We start from the raw sequence: 24,311 nt of genomic DNA on the forward strand, positions 1-24,311 counted from the left end.
CGTGTCACCGGTCGGCGAACCGCTCGTACAGCGGCCGTGTGATACGCTCGACCCGACAGGCCCGCTCGCCGGTTGCGTACGTCGACGGGTGGGGCGGAGAGGCGTACCGATAACACTCGGTTCGCATGTGCCCGCCCTCCAGCCCTCGTGTCGTCGCCGGGGCGTAGGTCACCACGTCGACGACGGGCGTGGCCGCCCAGTCGGTCGCCGCGAGGTAGCGGCGAACGCGGCCGGTCCAGTCGCCGGCGACCGGGCGGAGCCGAACCGACGACGGTGTCGCTGTCATCGGCGGCTGCATAGACGGGGCGACAACAAAAACCCGGCGTGCAGAGGGGTATTTCTCCGGGAACACTCGGTTCAGCTCCCGGATATTAACCAAAGGAATAACATTGGGCAATGAATACACGACGTATGGGCAAGTCAGACCGAAGCCGGCGGTCGTTTCTCCAGGCGACGGCCGGTCTCGCGACGGTTGTGGCGGCGGGCAGTACGGCGGGATGTCTCGACTCGGTTCCGCTCATCGGTGGCGGCGGGTCGCTGAGTGCCGTCCCCGAGGACACGAACGGGGTCGTGTACGCCGACATCGACGCGATCCGGGAGGACGAGGGCGTCCGGACGGTGACGGACGCGTACCTGAGCGCCCGGAGCGAGTCCGAGTGGTACGACGGCCCGGAGGACTACGAGGAGGCACTGGAGGAGTTCGAAGACGAGTCGGACCTCGACCCCGAGGGGGCCCACGAGATCGTCGCCTTCGCCGAGTACGGCGGGGAGTACAGCCTCGTCGACAACGAGTACACGGCGGTCATCGTCGACGCCGACTGGGACGTCGACGACGTGGTCGACAGCATCGAAGAGGACAACAACTACGAGTTCGACGAGGAGGAGCACTCGGGCCAACCGTTCTACGAACCCGACGAGGACTACGGGTCGTACATCGGCGTCCTCGGCGACGACCGGATGGTCATCGGGCAGGAGGACGCGGTGGAGGACGCCATCGACGCCGACCAGGGCGAGGACGACGGCATCGAGGACGAACTGGACGGCGCCTACTCGAACACGCGCTCCGCGCCGGTCCGGTACGCGAGCATCATGCCCGATCCCGGAGAGCACGACAGCGTCCCCGAATCGTACGGTCGCGGCGAGGACGAGGTCGATCTCGGCGTCCTCGAAGACGTGACGACGGTCGCCGGTGCGGTCTACGCCGAGGGGGACACTCGCGGCGTCGAGGTGACGATGACCGCCGAGGACACGGACACCGCCGAGAACCTCACGGACATCGTCGAGGGCGCGATCAGCTACGCCGAGGAGAACACCTACGACGAGACCGCGGCGGCGCTCCTCGGAGACCTGGAAGTCTCGCAAAACGGGACGGACGTGACCGTCTCCTTCGAGCGGACCATCGACGAACTCGAGGACCTCATCGACGAGAACATGGGCCAGTGAGGCCGAGCCGAGACGTCGGACGCGAGCTTACAGGAAGTCGCTGACGCCGACGTCGCCGCCATCGTCGTCGCCCCCGCCACCGCCGGGCAGTTCTTCGGCGATCTTCTCCGCGAGGCTCTCGAAGTCACGGTTCTGGTACCAGACGACGCCCGGGCCGGCGAACTGCTGGACTTTCCCCTCGTCGCCGAAAGCCCGGCTCTTCATGCCACCGACGCGGTTGGTCGTGTACTGGACCGTCGAGTCGAACGCGACGACGTGGTCGCTGTCGACGTTGAACTGCTCGCCCTGTTCGAGTTCGACCCGTTCCATCTCCCCGTAGCTGTCGAAGAACACGTGGCCGGTCCCCGAGAGCTTCAGCAGGAAGGTGCTCCCGCTGCGGAAGAACTTCGAGGCGCCCTGGAACTCGGTGTCGACTTCGACGTTCGGCTCGGCGGCGAGGAAGGCCCCGGACTGGGCGTACATCGTCTGGTTGTTGAGGAACCGGTCCTGGACGGCGCCCGGCGCGGGCGGCGCGAGCGTGACCGTTCCCGGCTGCTGAGCCGTGAACGTGTTCATGAACAGCGATTCCCCGCCGAGGGCCGCGCGCTTGGCCGAATCCAGCAGCCCACCGCCGCCGGTGTCGGTCGACATCTGAATCCCCGGCGTGTAACTGATCATCGCACCCGGTTCCGCGACGATCTGTTCGTTCGTGTCCAGTTGCACCTCGACATCCGCGAACCCGTTCTCACCGCTGATTTCGTACTCCATGTGCTATCGTGGCCGTCGCCGGCCGTATCTGTCTGCCTGTTTGCTTACTGTAATGATAATACTTGTGCTATTTCACGACTCGTCACGGCGATGGACATCGAAAGCCTATCTTCGCTGGCCGGAAACCACGAGATATGGCCGGCATCCAAGCGTGGACCGAGACCGTCGACGACCGGCTATCCGCGGTCGGTCTCGACCGCGTGACCGCGGCGGTCTGGGGGCTCGTGGTCGCCGGTCTCCTCGCGCGTCTCGTCGCGCTCGGGGCCCGCGTCGCGCACTTCGACGAGGGACGGGTCGGCTACTGGATCGGTCGATACGTCGAGACCGGCGACTTCCACTACCGCTACATCATTCACGGCCCGTTCGTCCAGCACGTCGACCACCTCGTGTTCTCCCTGTTCGGCGCGAACGACTTCACCCTCCGGCTGGTCGTCGCAGTCGTCGGCGCCGCCCTCCCACTCGTCGTCCTCCTCTTTCGGGAGCACCTCGACGGGACGGAGCTGGTCGTTGCCGCGCTCTTTCTCGCCGGCAATCCCATCCTCCTGTACTACTCACGCTTTTTCCGTAGTACCGTCCCCGTCGCCGTCTTCGCGTTCGCCGCCTTCGGCTTCGCCGTCCGGTACTGGGACACGCGCCGCGCCCGCTATCTCTACGCCTTCAGCGTCCTCCTCGCGCTCGCGTTCACCGCGAAGGAGAACGCCGCCGTCTACGTCCTCGTCTGGCTCGGTGCGAGCGGCCTCCTGCTCGACCACGAACTCTTCCGCCCGCGGTCGGCCGCCACCGGCACCGAGGTACTCCGGGACTGGTGGGACCGCAACGTTCGCCGTCGCGAGCTCCGCCGCGACCTGCCGCGGTTTCTCGGCCACGTCGTCGTGATTGTCCTCCTCTTCGCCGCCGTGATCCTGTTTTTCTACGCGCCACGCGCCGGCTCGCCCGGTGGCGTGGGCCTGTACAACGCCGTCGGAAACCCCGGGCTGTTCCCGGAGGTCGTCGACGCCACGGTCGCCGACCTCGAGGAGGGGTACGGCTACTGGTTCGGCGGCGCGACCGAATCCGGCCACCGGTCCTCGCTCGTCGACAAGTACGTCGGCTTCAGCGAGCGACTGGTCGGGACGCTCGCGACCTACGCGGCAGTGCTCGTCGGATTCGCCGTCGCCGGGTTCCTGAAAGAGCGGTTCGCGTCCGCGAACCCCCGCAACCTCGTGATGTTCGCGAGCTACTGGGGCGCCGTCAGTTTCGTCGGCTACCCCCTCGGGACGGACATCTACGGCCCCTGGCTCGCCGTGAACGTCGTCGTCCCGCTCACGATTCCCGCCGCCGTTGCCCTCGCCACCGTGCTCCGCTGGGGGCGAGACGCCCTCGCCCGCGAGGATTCCGTGAGTCTCGCCGTCGCCGTCTTCGTCGTGGTGCTGACCGTCTCCCAGATGGCGTTTCTCGGCGTCAGCTCCGCCTACGCGTCGCCCCTCGACGACGAGAACATGGTCCAGTACGCCCAGCCCGGCGACGACATGAAACCGGCCCTGCGGGAGATGGGTGCCGCCGCCGCTGACACCGACGGCACCGACGTGCTGCTCTATGGTTCCTACTTCGTCTCGGACGGTGCGAATCCCGACTCAGAGTACCAGCCCGCGTGTGCTAACTGGTTCCAGTCGCTCCCGCTCCCGTGGTACTTCCAGGTCCACGACGCGACCGTCGATTGTGCCCGGACGGTCGGCGAGATAGCCGAGGACGGCGACGCCCCGCCGGTCGTCATCACCCGCCGCTCCGAACTGGAAAACGTCAGCGCGGCCGTCCCCGACTACGAGACCCGGACCTACCAGCTCCGTCGCTACGGCACCGAAGTCACGATTTTCGTCGACCCCGAGTACGCCACCGAATCGTCGTGAAGCTCGGCACTCCCTCGTCTCCTTCAGAATCAGGAAGGCTGCGAGTGGGTTGGGGCGGATTTGAACCGCCGGCTTCCTCCGTGTGAAGGAGGTATCATAACCGGACTAGATCACCAACCCGGGCGGGTGATGGTATCCGTGCCCGCGACTTAAGGGTTGCTTTCGACCCCCGCTACGCCGACCGAACCGCCGCCAGTTTCTCCCGGCCCTCGGCCACCGCGCGGCGTGCCTCCGCCCGCGCTCTCATCACAGCCTTCTCCGCCTTCGCCCGAACCGCCTCGCCCCGAGTCGGCTCCGGGTCCTCGTCCTCACCGGTCAGGCGCTCGATCCGCTCGGTGACGGGCGCCAGCTCCTCCCGAACACCACGCATCGTCGTCTCTCCCGCTCGCTTCGCGTAGTATCGTGCGTCTTCGAAGTATCTGTTCATATGTGACCTTACGTCGACAACAAATAAAACCCTTGTGGCGGACTGCTCGTCGAATCGACCGACGACGGCGGGAGTCGTGGAGACCGGGAACGCCACGAACGGTCATTCGGGCGGGGAACCACAACGTTTTAGTATCTTTTAGGTGAACCTAAAACCAGGCCGACGGAGGTCGTCGGCCCGTGTCTGTCCCAACCATGCACGTCAGACGACGGCGTCGGTGACCGTGGGCATCGGTTCCCCGTCGTCCGGTTCGACACAAACTAGTAGTGAGCGGCAGTGCTACGGAGTACCATGTTCACCCGACTCTCGATTCCGACGCCGTTCCAGGTCGGGCCGGTCAACGCGTACCTCGCCGGTCGGACGCTCGTCGACCCCGGCCCGGACAGCGAGGAGGCCTGGTCGGCGCTCCTCGACGCGCTCGAAGAGCGGGAACTCGCCCCCGGCGACATCGATCGCGTCCTCGTCACGCACCCCCATCCCGACCACTTCGGGCTGGCAGCGCGACTGTCCGACGCGGGTGCGACGGTCGTCGCCAGCGAACCAGCAGCGGCGATCATGCGGGACTTCCGCGGCCGCTACGACCACGAGGCCGCGTTCTTCACCGATTTCTTCGAACGCTGTGGCATGGCCGAACGGACCGCCGACACCGTGACGGACCTGCCCGAAGCGTACATCCGCTACGCCCCGGACGTCGAGACCGACCGCGCGGTCCGCGACGGCGATACGCTCGTCGTCCAGAACACGACCCTGGACGTGCTCGTCGTGAGCGGGCACGCCGAAGGGGAAGCGATCTTCGACTACGAGGCCGAGGGGGACCGCCACGCCATCGTCGGCGACCACGTCCTCGCGGAGATTACCCCCAACCCCTTCCTGCTGCCCCCGCCCGAGGCGGGCGGCGACCGGCCGCCGGTCCTCCCGGCGTTCAATCGCTCGCTCGAACGGCTCCGCGACCGCGAGTTCGACCGCCTGCTCACCGGCCACCGCGACCCCGTGACTGCGCCGAGCGAGCGCGTCTCGGACATCCTCGCCGCGCACGAGGAACGAACCGAAAACGTCCGGGCGCTCGTCGACGGCCCGACGACACCCGTAGACGTAATGGAAGGGCTGTTCGGCGACCTCCCGATCACCGAGTACTTCGCCGGCATGAGCGAGGCCGTCGGCCACCTCGACGTGCTGGAAGCCCGCGGCGCCGTGACCGCCCGTGAACGGGGTGGACTGCTCGTCTACGAGCCGAGTTCATAAAAGGGACCCTGTATGGGCGGGGATATTATAAACTCCTCTCCGGTATAGCGAATCCATATGAGCACTCGGGGGGTGCTCGTCGTCGGCGCGACCGGAACCCAGGGGGGAGCGGTCGCGCGCCGACTGCTCGACGACGACCACGACTTCGAGGTGTACGGGCTGACCCGCGACCCGTCGTCGCGGGCGGCACGGCACCTCGCCGAACGCGGTGTCCGTATCGTCAGGGGGAACCTGTGGGAACCGTCGACGCTCGTCTCCGCGATGGAGCCAGTCGACGCCGTCTACGGCATGACCGACTACTGGGAGGCCGGCTCCGACGGCGAAATAACACAGGGCATCAATCTCGCGAACGCGGCGGCCGACGCCGGCGTCGACCGGTTCGTCTTCGGCTCCGTCGCCGGCGCTGGGGAGCGCCCGGACGTCCCGATGATCGAGACGAAAGCCCGGATCGAACGCCACATCGACCGGCTCGGCCTCCCGGCCACCGTGATCCGGCCCGGGTACTTCGTCCAGAACTTCGCGCTCCGGCGCGAGGACATCCTCGACGGGACGCTCGCGCTCCCGCTCGCGCCCGGCCGGAGCCTCCCACTCGCGGATACCTTCGACATCGGGCGACTGGTCGTTCGGGCGCTGCTCGAACCGGATACCTACGAAGGCGCGTCGATCCCACTCGTCGGCGAGCGACTCACACTGGCTGCCATTGCCGACACCGTCGGGCGCGTCCTCGGCCGGGCGGTCGAACCGGTCCACATCCCAATCGACGTGGCCCGAGCCGAGGTCGGCGACGCGTACGCCGACCTCTTCGAGTGGTACAACGCGGCGACCCACGAGGGAGCGGTCCGCGACCTCGAACGCACGTACGACTTCGTGCCGACGCCACTGTCGGAGTACCTGCTCGATACGGACTGGGTGCGCCGCGAACTGCCCGAAGAGGGTGAAAAACAGGCGGTTCAGTAGCTCGGGCTCTCCTCACGGACGCCTTCGCGTTTGTTCACGACCCGCGCGATAGTGAACAGACAGTCCGAGAGGCGGTTCAGGTAGACGATGGCGGCGTCGTTGACGCCGGCTTCCTCGGAGGCGAAGGAGACGGCGCGACGCTCGGCCCGCCGACAGACCGCACGCGCGTGGTGGAGTTTCGTGCCCGGCTCGCTCCCGCTCGGGAGGAGGAACGACTCCAGTGGGTCGAGTTCGTCCTCGTAGCCGTCCATCCACGCCTCCAGCTGATCGACGTGTTCGTCGGTGACTTGCGGGTCGTCGGCGTCGGGCTCGGGGTTGGCGAAGTCGGCCTGGACGATGTGGAGGTGGTTCTGTATCTCGCGAAGCTGGTCGTCGATGTCGTCGTAGCCGGTAGGTCGGACGACGCCGACGAGCGCGTTCACTTCGTCGACGGTCCCGTACGCCTCGATTCGGGGGCTCGCCTTCGAGACGCGGTCCATCGTCCGAAGGTCGGTCATCCCCTCGTCACCGCGCCCGGTGTAAATCTTCATATCGGAGGCTAGGGAGCCAGCGTCTTATAGCCACCCGACGGGCTCGTGCGAACCACCTTTGGTCGCGGCCCACCGACACGTGGGTATGGTCTCCGTCCGCAGTCCCACGCTGACGACGCTCGCGCTGTTCGCCGTCGTCTTCCTGCTGGAGACGGTCGTCGGTCTCCTCGCGCTGCTCGGTCTCGGGGGCACCTGGAGCGTGCTGTTCGTCCTCTCGGCGCCGCTGGCCGAGCACCCGTGGACGCTCGTGACGAGCGTCTACGCCCACGCCGGGGTCAGCCACCTCGTCGCGAACGCGCTCGCGCTCCTGGTACCCGGATTCGTGCTCGAACGCGCGACGACGCGGCTGCGCTATCACGCCTTCTTCGTCGGCTCGGGGCTGCTCGCCGGCGTCGCCGAGGTTACGCTCGGCGGGCTGGTCGGCACACCAGCCGGCGTGCTGGGCGCGAGCGGTGCCGTCTTCGCCGTCATCGGCTATCTCCTCACGAGCAATCGGCTCACCGACGCCGTGGTACGGGGCGTCTCGCTGTCCCCGAACGTCCAGTTCGTCCTGTTCGCACTGCTCGCGGTCCTGGTGACGGTCGCGACCGGTTCCCCCGGCGTCGCCCTCGTCGCCCACTTCACCGGCCTGTTCGTGGGACTCGTGTCCGGCCGCCTCCACCTGCTTCGAACGGGGACCGCCCGTGCCGACCGCACACCCCGTAGCTGAGCGTCCCGATTCGAGAGGGATGCAGTGGTGGAGGGCGGCCTGAGAGGGTACCGCTCACTCGGCCGCCGTGAACTCGAACCGTGCTCCGCCTTCGGAGCTATCCGTCACACGGACGGTCCAGCCGTGGGCTTTGGCGATGTCCGCCACGATCGAGAGTCCGAATCCCGTTCCGCCCTCTCTGGACGTGACCCCGTGGTCGAACACCTCGTCACGCTTTTCGGGTTGGATTCCCCGCCCGTCGTCTTCGACGTAGAAGCCGTCACCCGCGTCCAGGAGACCGACGCGGACTTCGACGCCGGAGCCCCCGTGTTCGATCGCGTTTCTGAAGAGGTTCTCGAAGAGCTGTGCCAGCCGGCTGCCGTCACCGGCCACTGTCGAGACCGTGTCGTCCACTGTCAACGTCGCTTCGGCAGTGTCGACGTACCCCCACGCCTCGGTCGTAACGGTTTCGAGGTTGATTTCCTCCGTCTCCGAGATCGTCGTCTCGCCACGCGCGAGCGTGAGAAGGTCGCCGATGAGCCGCTCCATCCGGTCGTGTGCCGACTCGATGCGGTCGACGTACTGGAGATCGCCGGTCTCTTCGACGACTTCCAGAAAGCCGATCGCAACGGACAGGGGATTCCGGAGGTCGTGGGCGACGACACTGGCGAACTCGTCGAGTCGCTCGTTCTGACGCTGCAGCTCTACTTCACGACTCGCACGTGCGAACGCCGCCTCGACGGTCGCACCGAGTATCTGGAACAGGTCCAGGTCCGTCTCCGAGAACGGCTCGTGTTGGGGCGTTCCGACGCCGATCATTCCGAACTCCCCCAGTGGGACGAACAGGCCGTGCTCGAGGTTCGTATCGGATTCACCGAGGACCCCTTCGGCCTGGAGGTCGTCGTAGATGCGCAGATCCCCCGCCTCGAACGCGTTCCAGGCGGGACTCTCCCCGGACGCTACCCGGGGCAACTCGCCGAGTACCTCCGTCGTGGCTGGACTCGTCGTCAGTGGGACGAGCGCGTCGGGTTGATCGGCGTACTCCCAGACCCCGGTGAGATCGAAGCCGAGAATCTCGACGACCGCTTCGGCGGCGATGTCCCCGATCTCGTCGCCTGCCTGTGCGCCGCTGAGCCGCTGGGCAGTCTCCTGCAGTGAGCGGAGCTTTTTTTCCAGCTGTTTCTGTTCGGTGATATCCTCCAGAACGGCGAGGATGGTATCTGTCTCCCCGTCGGGGTCGGCAATCGGGGCGACCGACAGGAGCAGATCCAGTTCCTCGCCGTCTTTCGTCTCCCGGCGTATCTCTTTGCCTCGAATCCGCTCGCCGCTGAGGGCACGTTCCCGGTGAGACGCGAACTCGGCCTGGTGCTCGTCCGAAACTATCGGATTGGGCTCGCCGAGTACCTCCTCCCTGGACCAGCCGAACATATTCTCGGCCTCGTCGTTCCAGCGAGTGACGGTCCCCGCAGCGTCGATTTCCATGACGGTGAGTGGCGTCGCTTCGATGAACGCTTCCAGTCGCTGGTTCGTCGTCTCCAGGTCGCGCTCCCGTTCGACCTGTTCGGTAACGTTCCGAGCGATGCCGACGATCCGGACGATTTCGCCGTCGACGGTGACCGGCGCGAGGCTCGTCTCCCAGAACCGAGCGTCGTCGGCTACGTTTAGCTCTTCGCGATACGAGATCGGCGCCCGCCGCTCGACACAGCGGGTGTAGTTCGCCTCGAGTTCCGCTCCCCGTTCGTCGCCGAAGACGTCCCGTGGGGTCAGCCCCCGGACCTCCTCGGTCGTGAGTCCGGTCTGTGTCTCGTAGCCGGGGCTGAGTCGAGCGAACTCGAATCCCGGATCGCCATCGGTCGTCTCGACGTCGAGCAGGAATATCGCATCCCCGGACGTGTCGAGCAGCGCTTCGTACTCCTCCGCCAGTTCGCGATACTCGCGTTCCCGGGCTTTTCGTTCCGTGACGTCCTGGAACACGCCTCGGAGCACGGGGCCATCGTCCCGGTCACTATCGACGCGGTCTCCCCAGGCCCGCACGTCACGCACCGCACCGTCGGTCCGTTGGATTCGGAGATCGAGGTCGTAGGGTTCCCCGTCCTCGAGTGCCCGATTGACTGCTGTCGTGATCGGTTCCCTGTCGGCGGGGTGGTAGAAGTCGAGCGCATCGTCCAGCGACGGCTCGTATTCCTCGTCGACGCCGTGGATTCGACGGACACCGTTCGACCATTCGAGGTCCCCCGTCGATGGGGCGTACTCCCAGACACCGATGTCCGCGATGTCCTGGGCCAACTCGAACAGGGCTTCCTGGCGTTCGAGTTCGGCCCGGTCGCGTCCGCGCGATATCTCGGCACTCACCAGTTCCGTCAGCAGTTCGACGAAGGTTCGCTCGAACGTGCCGAACGGGGCGACGCGCGTCGTCGGACTCGAGAAGTTGACCGTCCCGTAGCGGTCGCCATCGACGACGAGTGGCACGCCGATGTACGATTCCAGCTCGAACTCACGGTAGGCGGGATGGGTCTCTTTACCATCGGAAACCGCGTCCGTGAACGCGCAGACGGCATCTTCGTTCACGACCGCCTCGCAGTACGTCGCTTCGAGATCGAACTGGTCCCCGGATTCGATATCGGACTCCGGTGCGTGAACCGCCCCGATCGTGTATTCGTCGTCCCGGATTTGCGAGACGATTCCGATTTCGAGGTCGAGGGTCCGACAACCGACTGCCAGCAGTTCCCTAATCCGGGTCTCGGCTGAAAGACCGCTTTCCGACATGACGGTCTGCAGTTCCCGGAGTGCATCCCGCTCTCGTTCCGCCTGTCTCTCGACCGCGCTTTGGTCCGTGACGTCTCGCGCAACGACGAGCGCTTGATCGCTCGTGTCCCTCCCGAACGGCGTGACACGGACGTCGACTGACCGGCTCTCGTTCCCGGCCGCGACATCGAGTTGGAGGTCCGCGTCGTACAGGCTAGTGCGGCCGCTGTCGCCCTCTCCGTCGTCGAGCGTCGATTCGACCGCCGCCGAGAACCGCTCCCCGTCGGCGTCGCTAACGCGGTCACCGACGACAGTTTCGAACTGCTGTCCCGCGATCTGCGCCGACCGCTCACCGGCGATCAACTGCTTCGCAGCCCCGTTTGCGAACTCGATGGTGCCCGCATCGTCGAGGACGAACACGAGATCGCGAATGTTCTGCAGGATGGTTTCGCGCCGCTGTAACTCCAGTTCGCGCTCCCGTTCCGCCGTGACTTCACGGGAGAAGACGGTCAGGCCGTCATCGTCGGGGAACACACGTATTTCCACCCAGTAGTCGAAGGGGTCGCCCAGATACTGATCGAACGACGTCGGTTCGCCGGATTCCATGGCGGCGCGGTATCGATCTTCGAGTTCCGTACCGACTACCGACGGGAACTCGTCCCAGAGCGTTGCACCGACCAACGTCTCGGGTTCGCGCTCGACGCGCTCGGCCATCTTTTCGTTCACGTACTCGATGCGCCACTCGTCGTCGACGGCGTAGATCGCGTCGGTCGCTCGTTCGAGCGTCCGCTGGAGGCGGTCGGACATCCGCTCGGCCATGTCCTCCTTTCGCGCTGCCTCGACCAGCGTCCGAATGCGGCGTGCGAGCAACTCGAAGTTGTTCTGGTCCGGCCGGATCGGGATGTAATCGGAGACGTCGGCCTGCATCGCTTCGCTGGCGATCTGTTCGCTCCCCCGGCCAGTGAACAGGATCGTCGGCAGCGCGTCGCGTTCGGACCTGACCCGCTTCAGGAGATCGATTCCCGTTCCGTCCGACAGTGAATAGGAGGTGACGACGCAGTCGATGGCCGAGATGTCCTGCTGGTCGAGCGCGGCGTCCGCCGTCGCGGCAGTCGTGACATCGAAGTCAGGAGAGATGGTCAGGAGTTTCGTCTGGGTCAACTCGGCGAAATCGGTGTCGTCGTTGACATAGAGAACGCGAATCGTCTCCTGATCGACGGCGTCCGTGTTCTTCATTACCACGGCTAGGCCGCGGGTTTTTATGAATGGTTCGTGCAAATTCTTGTTCCTGATACCGTGCGCTCGCTTTCGGTCCGGGGCGCAAACGGTTGGTTTCGGCGACGATGGGGCCAGATCGGTGGACCGTCTCGACCGGATTACTCGGCAGTTCGATATAGCACGTCGTCGTTTATCGGTGAAAAACCGGGAGACTGAACTACCGGGCGGGGGAACGGATGGGTATGAGCATGGAACTCGAACGGAACTGTCCGGAGTGTGGCGAAACGAAGACGTTCTACCGCGCCGCGAGCACGGAACTCCACCTCGGCGAGAAAGTGAAGTGGCACTGCCCGGACTGCGACTACGGGTTCGTCCGGATCGGGAGCACCGTCGACACCGGCGCCGAAGCCTGACCCCCCGCCGACTGCCGAAGTCCCCTTTTCGACGCGTCCCCCTGCCGGCTGGTCGGGCTCGCGACCCGTTCGTCCGCTGGGTTACCAGTGTGTCGTGAGCCCGGGCCCCAAGCGCTGACCGTTCCCCGGGGGCCGAGCCGTTTCGCTGCCAGGCCGCCGACGAGCGAACGTGACCACCGAAGAACCGCACAGTGCGGCTTCCCGACCTCACTCCCGGGACCGACCCGCGAGCGGCCGCGCGAGCGACGGCTGACACCCCGAACCACCGTCCGTGAGCGTCGGTTAGCACATCTATAAACTACGTATCGCGATATCAAATGGCCGGCCGCACGGTTCGGCGGCGAAGTCGAACACCTTCGGAACAACGACGACGGGGCCGCGGGCACGAGGTTCGAGCGACATGGCAGCACAGCAACTCGACTTACGCGAGGTACCGCCGCCGGAACGGCATCCGAAGATTTTCGAGGCGTTCGAGGAACTGGACAGCGGCGAGGCGCTGACGCTGGTCAACGACCACGAGCCGACGCCGCTGTACCACCAGCTGAGCGCGGAGGTCCCGGCCTTCGACGCGGAGGGGTACCAGGTCGACGAGGTCGGGCCGAACGAGTACGTCGCCACGCTTCCGAAGAAATGACGGAGGACGACGAACTCCCGCTGGTGTACTCCCCTTCGGGGTGTTCGAGCGCAGCACAGATGGCGAACGACATCGCCGTGTCGCTGGACAGGGACGGGGTCGCGGAGATGTCCTGCATCGCCGGCGTCGGCGGCGACGTCGACCCGCTCGTCGAGACCGCGACTTCGGGACGGCCGACCGTCGTCATCGACGGCTGTCCCCTCCAGTGTGCGAAACGGTATCTCGACGGCCACGGCGAGCGCCCGGATCACCACTTCGACCTCTCCGCGGCGGGCGTGCCGAAGGAGTACCACACCGGGTACGACGACGAGCGGATGGCGGCCGTCCGCGAGCGAATCGCGGCGGACGCCGAGGAGCTGACGGCGTAGCCCGTCCAGCTACTCGTCGTCGAGGGCCTGCCAGGACAGTCGCGGCGACCGAGCGGCGGCGACCTGGTCGATCCGCCGGGCGCTGGTCCGTTCGGGCGCGGCCTCGACGGTCGCGTCGTCCTCGTCGGCGACGGCGTCGAACGCGGCCGCGAGCTGGTCGAGCGTCCGCCTGGTCTCGATTTCGGTCGGCTCGGTCATCAGCGCCTCGCTCACAATCTCGGGCCACTTCGTCGTCGGCGGGTGGACGCCGTAGTCGAGCATCCGCTTCGCCACGTCGGCGGCGTCCTGCTCGCCCGCGCTCGCGACGAACTCGTGGTGGAACGGGCCGAAAGGAATCTCGTACTCGATCTGCTCGGCGAGGTAGTTCGCGTTGAGGACGGCCTTCGCGCTGGCGTCGGCCAGCCCCTCGTCGCCCAGGCGGGCGATGTAGGCGAACGCTTTCACGAGGACGAGCCAGTTGCCCGCGAAGCCGTGGACCTTCCCGACCGACTGCTCGGGTTCGGCGAGTTCGTACTGCCCGGACCCTCCGTCTCGCCGCACGTGTGGGGTCGGGAGGAACGGTTCGAGCTCGGCGGTGACGCCGACCGGGCCCGCGCCGGGGCCGCCGCCCCCGTGGGGCGTGGCGAACGTCTTGTGGACGTTGTAGTGCATGACGTCGAACCCCATGTCACCCGGGCGAGCGCGGCCGAGCAGGGCGTTGAGGTTCGCGCCGTCGTAGTAGAGCAGCCCGCCCGCGTCGTGGACGATGTCCGCGATTGCCTCGATATCGCGCTCGAAGAGGCCGAGCGTGTTGGGGTTGGTGAGCATCAGCGCCGCGGTGTCGTCGCCGACGGCGGCCTCGAGCGCGTCGAGGTCGACGCGGCCGTCCTCGGCGGAGGGGAGTTCGAGCACGTCGAAGCCAGCGAGCGCCGCGCTCGCGAAGTTCGTCCCGTGGGCGCTGTCGGGCACGATCACCTCCGAGCGGTCCTCGCCGTTTGCCTCGTGGTAGGCCTCGGCGATCAGGATACCGGTGAACTCCCCGGCGGCGCCGGCGGGCGGCTGGAGCGTCACCGCGTCCATCCCACCGATCCGGCCGAGGTAGTCCTGGAGGCGGGCCAGCAGCGCCAGCGTGCCCTGAGCACTGTCGGGGTGGCGGTCGGGGTGGACCGCGGCCGACGGGAGTGCGGCCACGTCCTCGGTGAACTTCGGATTGTACTTCATCGTGCACGACCCCAGCGGGAACGGGCCGTTCTCGACGCCGTAGTTCATCTCGGAGAGCCGCGTGTAGTGACGGGCCAGCTCCGGTTCGCTGGGGTCGGGAAGCGCCAGCGAGTCCCGCGTCAGGTCGTCGGGAAGCGGCGCGCCATCGCCGATTTCGACCTCGCTCGTCCGCTTCTCGGAGAGCAGGGGTTCGTACCGGTCGTCGTCGGCAGTCCAGCGCGCCTGGTCGTAGGTGAGGGGGTCGTCGTCCGGTCGGTCCGCGTCGTCGCCGGCAGGAGCGCCGTCCGCCGCTCCGTTGTCGTCGCTCACTGCGCCACCTCCCGAACCGCGGCGACGAACTCGTCGGTCTCGTCGGCGGTCGTCTCGGTGACAGCGATTCCAAGCAGGTGCTCGGAGACGACGTGGACGGCGAAGCCCGCGTCGCGGAGGGCGGCGGCCACCGCCGACGCGGGCCGGTCGGTTCGAGCGCAGAACTCCCGGAAGTGGTGGCGGTCGTGGACCGGTGCCGTGATGCCAGAGATGTCGTCCAGCCGCGCGGCGAGGTCGCGGGGCAGGGTCACGCAGTCCTCGGCGAGGGAAACGAGCCCGTCGGGGCCGAGCGTGGCCGCGTGGATGGCCGCCCGGAGCGCGACCCACGCCTGATTGGTGCAGATGTTCGAGGTCGCCCGCTCCTTGCGGATGTGCTGTTCGCGGGTCTGGAGCGTGAGCGTGTAGGTCCGCCGCCCGGTCTCGTCTTCGGCCGCGCCGACGAGCCGTCCGGGGACCTGCCGGAGGAACTCCTCGCGGCAGGCGAACATCCCCAGTCCCATTCCGTAGGCCGTCCCGAGGCCGAGCGAGGCGGCGTCGCCGACGACCACGTCAGCGCCGACGCTCGCCGGCTCTTCGAGCAGGGCGAGCGCGACCGGGTCGGAGCCGAGACAGAACAGCGCCTCGTGCTCGTCGGCGAGGGCACCGACTTCGCCGAGGCGTTCCTCGATGGTGCCCCGAACCGTCGGGCTCTCGGCGTAGACCATCGCCACGTCGTCGGCCATCGCGTCGGCGAGGGCGTCGGCGTCGACGGTGCCGTCGGCCATCGGGTAGGTCTCGACGGTCACGTCGATACCAGCGGTGTAGTTGTCGAGGACACCCCGGCGGCCCTCGGCGAGCAGTTCGGGAACGAGAATCCGGTCGCCGGAGATCGAGCGGACGCGCTGGGAGAGCGTCGCGGCCTCGCCCAGCGCCGTCGCGGCGTCGTACATCGAGCAGTTCGCTACCGCCAGGCCCGTCAACTCGACGAGCATGGACTGGTACTCGAAGAGCGCCTGGAGAAAGCCCTGTGCGACCTCGGGCTGGTACTGCGTGTACGACGTGAGAAACTCCGAGCGAAGCGAGAGGTGGTCGACGGGCGAGGGGACGTAGTGGTCGTAGTGGCCCCGGCCCATGAACTCGGTGAGGTCGTCGTTGCGCCCGAGGAGGTCCCGGACTTCGGCGCGGGCCTCGCGTTCGCTCCGGGCGTCGATGCCGAACTCGCCGTCGAACCGGACCGATTCGGGTACGTCGAACAGGTCCGCTTCGCTGTCGACGCCGACCGCGTCCAGCATCGCCGCCGTCTCCGCGTCGGTGTGTGGCGCGTACGGACTGCCTGTCATGGTCGCTGCCCCAGGAAACGTCTTGCCGTCCCGCAAACGGACATGATGGAGAAGCGTAACGGCGCGGTGTTTAAGATTCTCCCGGTACGGTCGACGGAGTACCGACGGTCGCCGCGACTCGGCGCCCTCACTCCTCGGTGTCGGCCGCCTCCTCCAGGGGTTCGACCACGTCACCCCGGACGGTCAGGACCGGCATCTCGGCGTGACGGATCACCCGCTCGGCGACGCTACTGGTGAGGAACCGGTCGAGGCCCGTCCGACCGTGGGTCCCCATCACGACGAAGTCGATCCGGTGATCCTCGGCGTAGTCGACGATGCCCTCGGCCGGGGACCCCTCCCTGACGGCCGTCTCGACTGCCACGTCCCGCTCGGCGGCCTCGTCGGCGACGCGTCGAACCGCGTCGTGGCTGTTCCCCTCGAGGGCGTTGACGAACGCGCTCTCCCGCGTGATCGTCGTGTCGATCACCGAGAAGGCGACTACCTCGGCGTCGACGCGCGCCGCGAAGTCGATGGCAGCGCGGGCGGCCGCACGCGACTCGGGGCCGCCGTCGGTCGCGACGAGGATGCGGTCGTAGTCCGTGTCCGGTTCCTCCTCGCCGGGATGGGCGGTCAGGACCGGTCGCTCGGCCTTCCGTACGACCCGCTCGGTGACCGAGCCGAGCAGGGTCCGCCGGAGGCCGGTGCGGCCGTGGGTCCCCATCGACACGAGGTCGACGTCCTCCTCCTCGGCGTACCGGAGAATGGTGCGGGCGGGCGTACCGTCGCGGACGGCCGAGACGGTGTCGAGGTCGTGGACGGCCGCCAGTTCCGCGATCGCGCCGGTCGCGGCCTCCCCCTGTGTCTCGAGGGCTTCGTGAACCTGTGCGAGGTTGGTGAAATCACCGATTTCCAGCGCGCCGGTGTCGATGACGTTGAGCGCGTGGACGGTCGCGCCGTAGGTAGCGGCGAGGGAAATCCCGTGGGCGGCCGCGCGGCGGCTTCGCTCGCTCCCGTCGGTCGGAATCAGGATGCTGTCGTACATGGGTGATACTACCACAGCGGGGTACTTAAGTCACGGCCGACGTTCCCCCACGCCGAGAACCGCTCAGGCGATCTGGTCCTCGTACTCGTCGGGCGAGAGCAGGTCGTCGAGTTCGCTCTCGTCGGCGGGGTCGAATTCGAGCATCCAGCCGTCGCCGAAGGGGTCCTCGTTGACCAGTTCCGGCGCGTCGAAGAGGTCGTCGTTGACGGCCGTGACGGTGCCCGAGACCGGCGCGTACAGGTCCGAGACGGCCTTGATGCTCTCGATGACGCCGAACTCCTCGTCGGCGGTGATCTCGGTGCCCTCGTCGGGGAGTTCGACGAAGACCACGTCGCCGAGTTCGTCCTGTGCGAAGTCGCTGATACCCACCCGAACGGTCCCGTCCTCGGGTCTCGCCCACTCGTGGGTCGCCAGGTACCGACAGTCCTCGGGGATTGCGAAGTTCATCTATCCAGAAAGGGCAACGTCCGTGTTTGTGCCTTTTTCGACTCGCCCCTGACCATTACTCGCACGTTCGTCCCCGGGTCAGCGTACGCGACGGGGAGGTAGGCGAGGCCGATGGGTTCCTCCAGCGTCGGACTCATCGTCCCGCTCGTGACGGTTCCGATGACCTTGCCGTCGGTGTTCGTCACGTCGTACCCGTGCCGTGGGACGCCGCGGTCGATGAGTCGAATCCCGACGAGTTTCTCGTCGACCCCTTCCGCCTGGACCCGTTCCAGCGCGTCCCGACCCAGGAACTCCGTGTCGAGTTTCACCGTGAAACCGACGCCGGCCTCGTAGGGGTTCCGGGGTTCGTCCTCGGGGTCGAAGTCCTGCCCCGAGAGGAGATAGCCCATCTCGATGCGGAGGGTGTCCCGGGCGCCGAGGCCGCAGGGCTGGACGCCCGAGTCGTCGGCGTCCTCGTCTCCCGAATCGGCGAACGCGTCCCAGACGGTCCCGGCGTCGTCCCACGGGACGAGCAACTCGAAGCCGTCCTCGCCGGTGTAGCCGGTGCGGGCGACGAGCGAGTCGACGCCGGCGACGGCCAGTTCCGTGATGCCGAACCGCGGGAGGTCTCGGACGGTGGCAGCGTCGCCGTCGGAGCGCCCGTCCTCGGCCGCGTCGCCGGCCACAGCCTCGGCGAGCAGGGCCTCGGCGTCGGGGCCCTGGAGGGCGAACATGGCGTAGTCCTCGGTGGCGTTGTAGACGGTCGCGTCCAGCCCCCACTCGTCGCGGTAGGTCGTCCAGCGGTCGTGGGCCTCGGCGTCGTGGCCGGCGTTGGGGACGAAGAGGAGCTCGTGGTCCCGCGCCTCGGGGAGCCGATAGACGACAGTGTCGTCGACGATGATGCCGTCATCGTCGGTCAGCATCGCGTACTGGGCCTCGCCCGGGTCGAGCGCGGTCACGTCGTTGGTGGTGAGGCGCTGGGTCAGCCGTTCGGCGTCGGGGCCGGCGACGGCGGTCTCGCCCATGTGTGACACGTCGAAGATGCCGGCCGACTCCCGGACAGCGGCGTGTTCGGTCCGGATGGAGTCGAACTCGACGGGCATATCCCAGCCGCCGAACTCGGTGAAGCTCGCACCGCGGTCGGCGTGGCGCTCGCGCAGGGGCGGCGTCCGCAGTGGCATACGTGTTCGACCCCCTGCCAGCGACCTAACTCTTCCGCTGTCGGTCAGTCGTCGGCCTCGTTCGCCTCGGCGGCGTCGTCGCCGTCCGATTTCAGGGCCGCCGGCAGGTCCGGCACGGCGCTCGTGTCGTGTGTCCCCGCCGGCGGCAGATTGACCTCGGCGGCCGCCGACTCGTCGAGATCGGTCCGCTGGCGGTCGCGGTCGCCCATCTCGCCCTCGCCGTCGGCGTCCCTGGCGTCCTGGTCGATCCGCATCGAGCAGAAGTCAGCCCCACACATCGAGCAGAAGCGGGCGTCCTTGTAGTTGTCACCGGGGAGGCTCTGGTCGTGGTACTCGCGGGCCCGCTCGGAATCGAGGGCCAGCTCGAACTGGCGGCGCCAGTCGAACTCGTAGCGGGCCTCCGAGAGGGCGTCGTCCCAGTCGCGGGCGCCCGGTTTCCCGGCAGCCACGTCGCCCGCGTGGGCCGCGATGCGGTACGCCGCCAGCCCGTCGCGCACGTCCCCCTCTTCGGGGAGGCCGAGGTGTTCTTTCGGGGTGACGTAACAGAGCATCGCAGCGCCGGCGCGGGCGGCCTCGGTCGCGCCAATCGCGCTCGTGATGTGGTCGTACCCCGGTGCCACGTCGGTCACGAGCGGGCCGAGCAGGTAGAAGGGTGCGCCGTCACAGACGTCCTGCTGGCGCTCGACGTTGTCGGCCACCTCGTCCATCGGGACGTGGCCCGGTCCCTCGACCATCACCTGCACGCCGTGGTCCCACGCGACGTCGGTGAGTTCGCCCAGGGTTTCGAGTTCGGCGAACTGTGCCTCGTCGCTCGCGTCGGCGAGACAGCCGGGCCGGAGGCCGTCCCCGAGGCTGAACGTGACGTCGTGTTCGCGGAAGATCTCACAGATCTCCTCGAACTTCGTATAGAGGGGGTTCTCCATCCCGTTCTCCTCGATCCACTGCGCGAGGATCGAGCCGCCACGGGAGACGATGCCGGTTTTGCGACCGTCGGTCAGCGGGAGGTGCGCCATGCGCACGCCCGCGTGAATGGTCATGTAATCGACGCCCTGCCGGGCCTGCTTCTCGATCACCTCGAGCAGTAGTTCGTGCGTGATGTCGGCCGGGTCGCCGGCGCGTTTGACCGCCTCGTAGATCGGAACCGTCCCGACCGGAACCGGGGAGTGTTCGACGTTGGCCTCCCGTATCGCGTCGAGGCGCTCGCCCGTCGAGAGGTCCATCACGGTGTCGGCGCCGTAGTGGACGGCAGTGTGGAGCTTCTCGAGTTCCCCGTCGAGATCGCTCGTGGTCTCGCTGTTGCCGATGTTCGCGTTGACCTTCGTCGCGAACTCCCGGCCGATGATCATCGGATCGAGCGACTCGTGGCCGTGGTTCGCCGGGATGACCGCCTGCCCGGTGGCGACCTGGTCGCGGACGAACGCCGCGTCGCGGTTCTCACGCTTCGCGACTCGTTCCATCGCCGCCGTGATCTCGCCGTCGCGTGCACGCTCCAGTTGCGTCTTCGGCATACAATACAGTTATATTATCCACTAATATAGCTTGGGCATACGCGGCAGGCCCGTGGACGAATCGTACGTTCGCAATTTTTTATCGGCATTTGTCAGCATTAGTGGTAAAATTCGTCCGTGGTAACCCGTATATTAGATGTATATCGACCTGGCGGTGCCCGTTCGTTATATCAGGATAAATCATGAAGGTTTATATCTATGGACGCCGCAGGTAGGGATGAGAATGAACCGGTCTGCCGAGATCGAACCGATGGTGCCCGAGATGCCAACCACGAGCGTCCGCGCGGACGGTGGCGAGCCCGTCGCCGCCGAGAGTCACGAGGCGGACGGCGCGGAGTCCGAGGCACCGCTCGTACCCGACCTCTCCTGATCGGCCGTTCGTTTCTCCCGTTCGTCGTTCGGTCAGCGACGGCTGCGGGGAGTACGCGGACCGATTAAGTCCCCGGGCCGTGAGTGGGGAGTATGGGATGGCTCGGTCGGTTGGTCGGCGGGCGAACGGACGAGCGAGTCGGACTCTTCGTCGACGGGCCGAACGTCCTCCGGTCGGAGTTCGACGTCGACCTCGCGGACCTCCGGGCGGTCGCCGGCGAGAAGGGCCGACTGGCGGTCACGCGGTTGTACCTCGACGAACACGCCTCGCCGGGGCTCGTACAGGCGGCCGAGGCCAACGGTTTCGAGGTGATCACGACGAGTGGCGACGTCGACGTGAAACTCGCAGTCGACGCGACCGCGCTCGTCGCCGACGACGGCCTCGACGTGTTGGCGATCGCGTCCCGCGACACCGACTTCAAGCCGGTCGTGGAGCTCGCTGCGCGGCGGAACGTGCGGACCTTCGCCATCGCACCCGGAGAGTACGGCCGCTCCGACGCGCTCCGGACGGCCGCCCACGATGCCGTGACGCTGGATTGAGTCACGCCGGCAGGATACCCACGATAACGCCGGACGCTTCGAGGAGGACCCACGCGACGAATCCGACGTACGCGACGAGGAGCACGTACGCTTCGAGGGAGGTCAGTGCGAGGTCCGTCCGCAGGACGGTAAACAGCAGGATCGTCGCTGCGGTGAGGCTCGCGAACATCGGGACCGCCATCGCGAAGTCGATAGAAGCGCGCCCGACGATGAGCACGCCGATGGGAATCGCCACGAGCAGATCGAAGGTGTTCGACCCGAGGACGTTCGCGACCGAGGCGACACCGCGTTCGTCGCGGGCCGCGCGGATGCTCACCAGCGCGTCCGGGAGGCTGGTCGCCCCCGCGATGATCGTGACGCCCATGATGAACCCCGGCACGCCCAGCGCCTGGCCGATCAGATCGACGGAGTGGACCAGGCGCTCGACGGCGACCAGGATGACGATCAATCCGGCGATCAGAAAGCCCCACTGTCGCCGCGGGTCGACATCCGTCGGCGGGTCCCCAGCCTCGTAGTCACCCGTGTCCTGCACCTGGATGAAGAGATAGAGGCCGTAGAGCGCGAGCGGGATGGCCGCGAGCGGGCGCGTGATGAACCCCGCGAGGTCGGCGGCTCCCGGCGAGGTATCGGGGTAGTAGATCACCGCGAGCGCGAAGGTGATGACGAGGACCGAGACCGCGAGCATGTAGAACTGGGCTTCCTTGTAGACCAGCGTCCGATTGGCCTCGATGTCGTCCTCGGCCGCGATCCCCGAGAGCGCGGGCACCACGAGGATGTTGAAGATGGCAGACCCGACGATGGCCCCGACGCCGAGTTCGATCTGCTGGGTCAACACCGCCGCGAACACCACCGACGCGAGTTCGGGGAAACTGGAGCCGACGGCCGCGATGATGGCCCCCTGCACGACTTCCGGGAGGCCGTAAATGGCCGCGAGCCGTTCGCTCGTCGTCTCCAGCCACCCGCTCCCGATCCAGATGGCTCCGGTCGTGACGACGATGATCCCGACATCGAGCAGCGACACCGACGCGGCGACCTCGCTCATGTCCGAACCTACCTCACGGCGGACACAAATCCGTTCCGGGGGACGGCGCTCCGTCGACGAGGAAGCGGTGCTTGCGGACTGGGGCACCGACAGCCACGGAGACGAACGGTTTTTGCCGCCGGCAGTCGGGCCTTGCCGTATGGACGAACTCGACCGGCCGGTGCTAGACAATCACCTCCATCTCGACCCGGTGAACGGTCGCAACACCGCGGCCGTCGAGGACTTCGCGTCGCTGGGCGGGACGCATCTCCTCGTGCTCAACAAGCCCTCGTGGCTGCTCGGGGTCGACGTCGAGGCGAAGGATGACTTCCGGGAGGTGTTCGACCTGACCGTCGCGGCCGTCGAGGACGCCACCGAGGTCCTCGACGGGCGGGCCTGGCCCGTCCTCGGCGTCCACCCGGCGCTGATCTCGCAGTTGCTAGACCGCGGTTTCGCCGTCGAGGAGGCCCGCGACCTGATGCAGGCCGGCCTCGACGTGGCCGCCGAATACGTCGCCGACGGGCCGGCGCTGGCGCTGAAATCCGGCCGCCCGCACTACGACGTCGACGACGACGTGTGGACGGCCGCCAACGACGTGATGAAACACGCCTTCGAGCTCGGCGCGGAGGTCGGTTCCGCTGTCCAGCTTCACACCGAGGGCGGCGAGGACTTCACCGAAGTCGCGGAGTGGGCCGAGGACCGCGGCCTCCCGCGCGAGCGCGTCGTCAAACACTACTCGGGGAGCCACGTCGAGGGGCCGATAGCGAGCGTCCTGAGCAACGAGGACGACCTCGCGGCGGCCGCCGAGCGCGACGACCCGTTCCTGATGGAGACGGACTTCATCGACGACCCGGACCGCCCCGGCGCCGTGCTGGGCCCGAAGACGGTCCCGCGCCGCGTCCGCTGGCTGCTAGAGGAAGGGTACGAGGAGGCCGTCGAGCGCGCCCACGTCGAGACGCCGGCCCGAGTGTACGGTATCGACACCGAGGCGACGCTGGAGTAGCTATCTACGGGACTGACGAGCGCGTGCCGCCCGTCGGACGGCTGGCTGTTCGGTCATAACACTCATTCTGACCGAGCGTGAAGAGACGTGTATGGAGCGCAGACGGTGCCCGGACTGCGGGGTGAAACTGGAGGCCGTCGAGTTCAACACCGCGGAGGGGGGTGGCTACGTGGAGGTGACGAACTACCAGGAGGAACTCCTGCAGTCCCTGGGCGTCGTCGACACGATGTCCCTCGAGGACAAAGAGCGACTGGACGTGAACACGAAGATGTGCCCGAACTGCGGGCTCTTGCGGCTGTACGCGGACGTCGACGACTGACCGGGCTCGGTTCCCGTCGCCGAGGAGAGGGAAAGTCATAACCCCGGCCGTACATAGGGGGAGGTATGAGCGAGAGCGAACCGCCGGGGCAATTCTACACCGAGGAACGCTGGCAGAACTGGATCGAGCGCATCAGCGAAGAGGAGATCGACCCCGAGGACGAGGACTCCGCGCGGCTCTTACTCAACTTACAGGACGACACGGCCATCGCAATCGCGAAGATTCTCACGGCCTACGACGACGAGCAGCTCGACGAGGAGGAGACCCTCGAGGAGCTGACGGACGTGCGCGAGATCGTCCTCGACGAGGTGAACATCGACGACGAGGAGAAACTGATGCTCGTCGACGGCGTCCAGACCTCGCTCGTCTGTGTCTTCTACGCGGCCGAGGAGTACGTCGCCGGCGGCGTCGCCGAGGACGGGACCATCGAGGAGTACATCCAGGCCGCGGCCGACGCGGAGGCCGAGGAGGACCCCGACGCGGCACTCGGTTACTGCGCCCAGGCGGGGACGCGCATCATCGACGGCGACGAGCTCTCGATGGAGCTGGCCGAGGAACTGGAGTTCGGGCTGGTGGCGGAGTGGGTCAACGGGCTCGATTCCCTCCAGACCGCGATGCGCGACCCCGAAGTCGTCGAAGAGGGCGAAGAGTAGCGGCGGCCTGGCGGTGACGGGGGCGGCGGGCCGGGGCGTCCCGAGCACGGCCGACCGATGGTGAACGATCCGACCGCGGGCGCGGATATCCACGAGTAAGTCGGCCGCTATATATTTCAACGCAGGTATCCAAGCCTTTTTGAA

At 67.2% G+C, this 24,311-nt stretch carries 25 protein-coding genes and 1 tRNA gene; 13 read left to right on the forward strand and 13 right to left on the reverse strand.

Annotated elements, in window-relative coordinates; translation table 11 throughout:
• Window positions 1-4: 4 nt before the first annotated feature.
• Window positions 5-286 carry a hypothetical protein gene (locus tag MUG96_RS13225; RefSeq protein ID WP_246983480.1) on the reverse strand — a complete coding sequence of 94 codons (282 nt, stop codon included), beginning with the start codon at window positions 284-286 and terminating at the stop codon, window positions 5-7.
• Between the two features lie 125 nt (window positions 287-411).
• On the opposite strand from MUG96_RS13225, the gene MUG96_RS13230 reads away from it, so the two are divergent.
• A complete protein-coding gene (locus MUG96_RS13230; RefSeq protein WP_246983481.1) occupies window positions 412-1,443 on the forward strand; it encodes a twin-arginine translocation signal domain-containing protein in 1,032 nt (343 codons plus the stop codon).
• 27 nt (window positions 1,444-1,470) lie between these two features.
• Here MUG96_RS13230 and MUG96_RS13235 read toward each other — a convergent pair whose 3' ends face one another.
• Window positions 1,471-2,190 carry a TIGR00266 family protein gene (locus MUG96_RS13235; RefSeq protein WP_246983482.1) on the reverse strand — a complete coding sequence of 240 codons (720 nt, stop codon included), beginning with the start codon at window positions 2,188-2,190 and terminating at the stop codon, window positions 1,471-1,473.
• 134 nt (window positions 2,191-2,324) lie between these two features.
• On the opposite strand from MUG96_RS13235, the gene MUG96_RS13240 reads away from it, so the two are divergent.
• Window positions 2,325-4,076, forward strand: a complete 1,752-nt coding sequence (locus MUG96_RS13240) for a flippase activity-associated protein Agl23 (RefSeq protein ID WP_246983483.1) — start codon at window positions 2,325-2,327, stop codon at window positions 4,074-4,076.
• 45 nt (window positions 4,077-4,121) lie between these two features.
• Here the strand turns inward: MUG96_RS13240 and MUG96_RS13245 are convergent.
• Window positions 4,122-4,196 (reverse strand) — tRNA-Val (locus MUG96_RS13245).
• A gap of 52 nt (window positions 4,197-4,248) precedes the next feature.
• A complete protein-coding gene (locus tag MUG96_RS13250) occupies window positions 4,249-4,503 on the reverse strand; it encodes a DUF7553 family protein (RefSeq protein WP_246983484.1) in 255 nt (84 codons plus the stop codon).
• A gap of 291 nt (window positions 4,504-4,794) precedes the next feature.
• Here MUG96_RS13250 and MUG96_RS13255 point away from each other — a divergent pair, with 291 nt between their 5' ends.
• Together MUG96_RS13255 and MUG96_RS13260 are read left to right on the forward strand one after the other, a co-directional pair.
• Entirely contained in the window at window positions 4,795-5,745 is a 951-nt protein-coding gene (locus tag MUG96_RS13255) for an MBL fold metallo-hydrolase (RefSeq protein ID WP_246983485.1), read from the forward strand.
• 57 nt (window positions 5,746-5,802) lie between these two features.
• The gene (locus tag MUG96_RS13260; RefSeq protein ID WP_246983487.1) at window positions 5,803-6,702 is read left to right on the forward strand and encodes an NmrA/HSCARG family protein; all 900 of its coding nucleotides are present in this window, start codon (window positions 5,803-5,805) and stop codon (window positions 6,700-6,702) included.
• Here the strand turns inward: MUG96_RS13260 and MUG96_RS13265 are convergent.
• Window positions 6,696-7,232 (reverse strand): cob(I)yrinic acid a,c-diamide adenosyltransferase, encoded by a 537-nt coding sequence (locus tag MUG96_RS13265; RefSeq protein ID WP_246983488.1) that lies wholly within the window; start codon window positions 7,230-7,232, stop codon window positions 6,696-6,698. The two genes, MUG96_RS13260 and MUG96_RS13265, sit on opposite strands and share 7 nt — an antisense overlap.
• Before the next feature lie 85 nt (window positions 7,233-7,317).
• Between MUG96_RS13265 and MUG96_RS13270 the strand changes: the two genes are divergently transcribed.
• Window positions 7,318-7,941 (forward strand): rhomboid family intramembrane serine protease, encoded by a 624-nt coding sequence (locus tag MUG96_RS13270; protein WP_246983489.1) that lies wholly within the window; start codon window positions 7,318-7,320, stop codon window positions 7,939-7,941.
• A 54-nt stretch (window positions 7,942-7,995) separates the two neighbouring features.
• On the opposite strand, the gene MUG96_RS13275 is transcribed toward MUG96_RS13270, so the two are convergent.
• The gene (locus MUG96_RS13275; protein WP_246983490.1) at window positions 7,996-11,901 is read right to left on the reverse strand and encodes a PAS domain-containing protein; all 3,906 of its coding nucleotides are present in this window, start codon (window positions 11,899-11,901) and stop codon (window positions 7,996-7,998) included.
• 224 nt (window positions 11,902-12,125) lie between these two features.
• On the opposite strand from MUG96_RS13275, the gene MUG96_RS13280 reads away from it, so the two are divergent.
• From MUG96_RS13280 to MUG96_RS13290, 3 genes are all read left to right on the forward strand, one after another.
• Complete coding sequence (locus MUG96_RS13280; protein ID WP_246983491.1) at window positions 12,126-12,296, forward strand: DUF7838 family putative zinc beta-ribbon protein; 171 nt, start codon at window positions 12,126-12,128, stop codon at window positions 12,294-12,296.
• A 400-nt stretch (window positions 12,297-12,696) separates the two neighbouring features.
• Window positions 12,697-12,930, forward strand: a complete 234-nt coding sequence (locus MUG96_RS13285) for a DUF2249 domain-containing protein (protein ID WP_246983492.1) — start codon at window positions 12,697-12,699, stop codon at window positions 12,928-12,930.
• Window positions 12,927-13,298 carry a putative zinc-binding protein gene (locus MUG96_RS13290; protein WP_246983494.1) on the forward strand — a complete coding sequence of 124 codons (372 nt, stop codon included), beginning with the start codon at window positions 12,927-12,929 and terminating at the stop codon, window positions 13,296-13,298. Before MUG96_RS13285 ends, MUG96_RS13290 begins: the two co-directional genes overlap by 4 nt.
• Before the next feature lie 9 nt (window positions 13,299-13,307).
• On the opposite strand, the gene gcvPB is transcribed toward MUG96_RS13290, so the two are convergent.
• The 6 genes from gcvPB to thiC form a co-directional block, all read right to left on the reverse strand.
• On the reverse strand, window positions 13,308-14,807 hold the full coding sequence (gene gcvPB / locus MUG96_RS13295) for an aminomethyl-transferring glycine dehydrogenase subunit GcvPB (RefSeq protein WP_373221764.1): 1,500 nt from the start codon (window positions 14,805-14,807) through the stop codon (window positions 13,308-13,310).
• A complete protein-coding gene (gcvPA, locus tag MUG96_RS13300) occupies window positions 14,804-16,126 on the reverse strand; it encodes an aminomethyl-transferring glycine dehydrogenase subunit GcvPA (RefSeq protein WP_246983496.1) in 1,323 nt (440 codons plus the stop codon). The genes gcvPB and gcvPA overlap by 4 nt, the downstream gene beginning before the upstream one ends.
• 127 nt (window positions 16,127-16,253) lie before the next feature.
• Window positions 16,254-17,147, reverse strand: coding sequence for a universal stress protein (locus tag MUG96_RS13305; protein ID WP_246983497.1), 894 nt, complete (start codon window positions 17,145-17,147; stop codon window positions 16,254-16,256).
• A 63-nt stretch (window positions 17,148-17,210) separates the two neighbouring features.
• Window positions 17,211-17,594, reverse strand: coding sequence for a glycine cleavage system protein GcvH (gene gcvH, locus MUG96_RS13310; RefSeq protein ID WP_246983498.1), 384 nt, complete (start codon window positions 17,592-17,594; stop codon window positions 17,211-17,213).
• Window positions 17,591-18,754, reverse strand: coding sequence for a glycine cleavage system aminomethyltransferase GcvT (gcvT, locus tag MUG96_RS13315; RefSeq protein WP_246983499.1), 1,164 nt, complete (start codon window positions 18,752-18,754; stop codon window positions 17,591-17,593). The genes gcvH and gcvT overlap by 4 nt, the downstream gene beginning before the upstream one ends.
• A gap of 44 nt (window positions 18,755-18,798) precedes the next feature.
• Window positions 18,799-20,262, reverse strand: coding sequence for a phosphomethylpyrimidine synthase ThiC (gene thiC / locus MUG96_RS13320; RefSeq protein ID WP_246983500.1), 1,464 nt, complete (start codon window positions 20,260-20,262; stop codon window positions 18,799-18,801).
• A 223-nt stretch (window positions 20,263-20,485) separates the two neighbouring features.
• On the opposite strand from thiC, the gene MUG96_RS13325 reads away from it, so the two are divergent.
• Both MUG96_RS13325 and MUG96_RS13330 read left to right on the forward strand, forming a co-directional pair.
• Window positions 20,486-20,632: a hypothetical protein gene (locus tag MUG96_RS13325; RefSeq protein ID WP_246983501.1), complete on the forward strand. Its 147-nt coding sequence runs from the start codon at window positions 20,486-20,488 to the stop codon at window positions 20,630-20,632.
• 92 nt (window positions 20,633-20,724) lie between these two features.
• Window positions 20,725-21,171, forward strand: coding sequence for an NYN domain-containing protein (locus MUG96_RS13330; protein ID WP_246983502.1), 447 nt, complete (start codon window positions 20,725-20,727; stop codon window positions 21,169-21,171).
• Window position 21,172: 1 nt separating this feature from the next.
• Here the strand turns inward: MUG96_RS13330 and MUG96_RS13335 are convergent, their stop codons facing one another.
• Window positions 21,173-22,213 carry a sodium:calcium antiporter gene (locus MUG96_RS13335; RefSeq protein ID WP_246983503.1) on the reverse strand — a complete coding sequence of 347 codons (1,041 nt, stop codon included), beginning with the start codon at window positions 22,211-22,213 and terminating at the stop codon, window positions 21,173-21,175.
• 139 nt (window positions 22,214-22,352) lie between these two features.
• On the opposite strand from MUG96_RS13335, the gene MUG96_RS13340 reads away from it, so the two are divergent.
• From MUG96_RS13340 to MUG96_RS13350, 3 genes are all read left to right on the forward strand, one after another.
• Entirely contained in the window at window positions 22,353-23,195 is an 843-nt protein-coding gene (locus MUG96_RS13340; RefSeq protein ID WP_246983504.1) for a TatD family hydrolase, read from the forward strand.
• A gap of 91 nt (window positions 23,196-23,286) precedes the next feature.
• Window positions 23,287-23,514: a hypothetical protein gene (locus MUG96_RS13345; RefSeq protein WP_246983506.1), complete on the forward strand. Its 228-nt coding sequence runs from the start codon at window positions 23,287-23,289 to the stop codon at window positions 23,512-23,514.
• A 65-nt stretch (window positions 23,515-23,579) separates the two neighbouring features.
• On the forward strand, window positions 23,580-24,167 hold the full coding sequence (locus tag MUG96_RS13350; protein WP_246983507.1) for a DUF2150 family protein: 588 nt from the start codon (window positions 23,580-23,582) through the stop codon (window positions 24,165-24,167).
• Window positions 24,168-24,311 lie beyond the last annotated feature (144 nt).

It is taken from the genome of Halorientalis marina (genome assembly GCF_023028345.1).
GTDB classification, from domain to species: domain Archaea; phylum Halobacteriota; class Halobacteria; order Halobacteriales; family Haloarculaceae; genus Halorientalis; species Halorientalis marina.

What these genes read in the sequence shown, in the direction of transcription:
- MUG96_RS13275 (WP_246983490.1), bottom strand. Translation starts at nt 11,901, where the DNA reads ATGAAGAACACGGACGCCGTCGATCAGGAGACGATTCGCGTTCTCTAT.
- MUG96_RS13345 (WP_246983506.1), top strand. Translation starts at nt 23,287, where the DNA reads ATGGAGCGCAGACGGTGCCCGGACTGCGGGGTGAAACTGGAGGCCGTC.
- MUG96_RS13230 (WP_246983481.1), top strand. Translation starts at nt 412, where the DNA reads ATGGGCAAGTCAGACCGAAGCCGGCGGTCGTTTCTCCAGGCGACGGCC.
- MUG96_RS13335 (WP_246983503.1), bottom strand. Translation starts at nt 22,213, where the DNA reads ATGAGCGAGGTCGCCGCGTCGGTGTCGCTGCTCGATGTCGGGATCATC.
- MUG96_RS13265 (WP_246983488.1), bottom strand. Translation starts at nt 7,232, where the DNA reads ATGAAGATTTACACCGGGCGCGGTGACGAGGGGATGACCGACCTTCGG.
- MUG96_RS13270 (WP_246983489.1), top strand. Translation starts at nt 7,318, where the DNA reads ATGGTCTCCGTCCGCAGTCCCACGCTGACGACGCTCGCGCTGTTCGCC.
- gcvH (WP_246983498.1), bottom strand. Translation starts at nt 17,594, where the DNA reads ATGAACTTCGCAATCCCCGAGGACTGTCGGTACCTGGCGACCCACGAG.
- MUG96_RS13255 (WP_246983485.1), top strand. Translation starts at nt 4,795, where the DNA reads ATGTTCACCCGACTCTCGATTCCGACGCCGTTCCAGGTCGGGCCGGTC.
- MUG96_RS13280 (WP_246983491.1), top strand. Translation starts at nt 12,126, where the DNA reads ATGAGCATGGAACTCGAACGGAACTGTCCGGAGTGTGGCGAAACGAAG.
- MUG96_RS13260 (WP_246983487.1), top strand. Translation starts at nt 5,803, where the DNA reads ATGAGCACTCGGGGGGTGCTCGTCGTCGGCGCGACCGGAACCCAGGGG.
- MUG96_RS13305 (WP_246983497.1), bottom strand. Translation starts at nt 17,147, where the DNA reads ATGTACGACAGCATCCTGATTCCGACCGACGGGAGCGAGCGAAGCCGC.
- MUG96_RS13225 (WP_246983480.1), bottom strand. Translation starts at nt 286, where the DNA reads ATGACAGCGACACCGTCGTCGGTTCGGCTCCGCCCGGTCGCCGGCGAC.
- MUG96_RS13240 (WP_246983483.1), top strand. Translation starts at nt 2,325, where the DNA reads ATGGCCGGCATCCAAGCGTGGACCGAGACCGTCGACGACCGGCTATCC.
- MUG96_RS13330 (WP_246983502.1), top strand. Translation starts at nt 20,725, where the DNA reads ATGGGATGGCTCGGTCGGTTGGTCGGCGGGCGAACGGACGAGCGAGTC.
- MUG96_RS13350 (WP_246983507.1), top strand. Translation starts at nt 23,580, where the DNA reads ATGAGCGAGAGCGAACCGCCGGGGCAATTCTACACCGAGGAACGCTGG.
- thiC (WP_246983500.1), bottom strand. Translation starts at nt 20,262, where the DNA reads ATGCCGAAGACGCAACTGGAGCGTGCACGCGACGGCGAGATCACGGCG.
- MUG96_RS13250 (WP_246983484.1), bottom strand. Translation starts at nt 4,503, where the DNA reads ATGAACAGATACTTCGAAGACGCACGATACTACGCGAAGCGAGCGGGA.
- gcvT (WP_246983499.1), bottom strand. Translation starts at nt 18,754, where the DNA reads ATGCCACTGCGGACGCCGCCCCTGCGCGAGCGCCACGCCGACCGCGGT.
- gcvPA (WP_246983496.1), bottom strand. Translation starts at nt 16,126, where the DNA reads ATGACAGGCAGTCCGTACGCGCCACACACCGACGCGGAGACGGCGGCG.
- MUG96_RS13235 (WP_246983482.1), bottom strand. Translation starts at nt 2,190, where the DNA reads ATGGAGTACGAAATCAGCGGTGAGAACGGGTTCGCGGATGTCGAGGTG.
- MUG96_RS13340 (WP_246983504.1), top strand. Translation starts at nt 22,353, where the DNA reads ATGGACGAACTCGACCGGCCGGTGCTAGACAATCACCTCCATCTCGAC.
- MUG96_RS13290 (WP_246983494.1), top strand. Translation starts at nt 12,927, where the DNA reads ATGACGGAGGACGACGAACTCCCGCTGGTGTACTCCCCTTCGGGGTGT.
- MUG96_RS13325 (WP_246983501.1), top strand. Translation starts at nt 20,486, where the DNA reads ATGAACCGGTCTGCCGAGATCGAACCGATGGTGCCCGAGATGCCAACC.
- MUG96_RS13285 (WP_246983492.1), top strand. Translation starts at nt 12,697, where the DNA reads ATGGCAGCACAGCAACTCGACTTACGCGAGGTACCGCCGCCGGAACGG.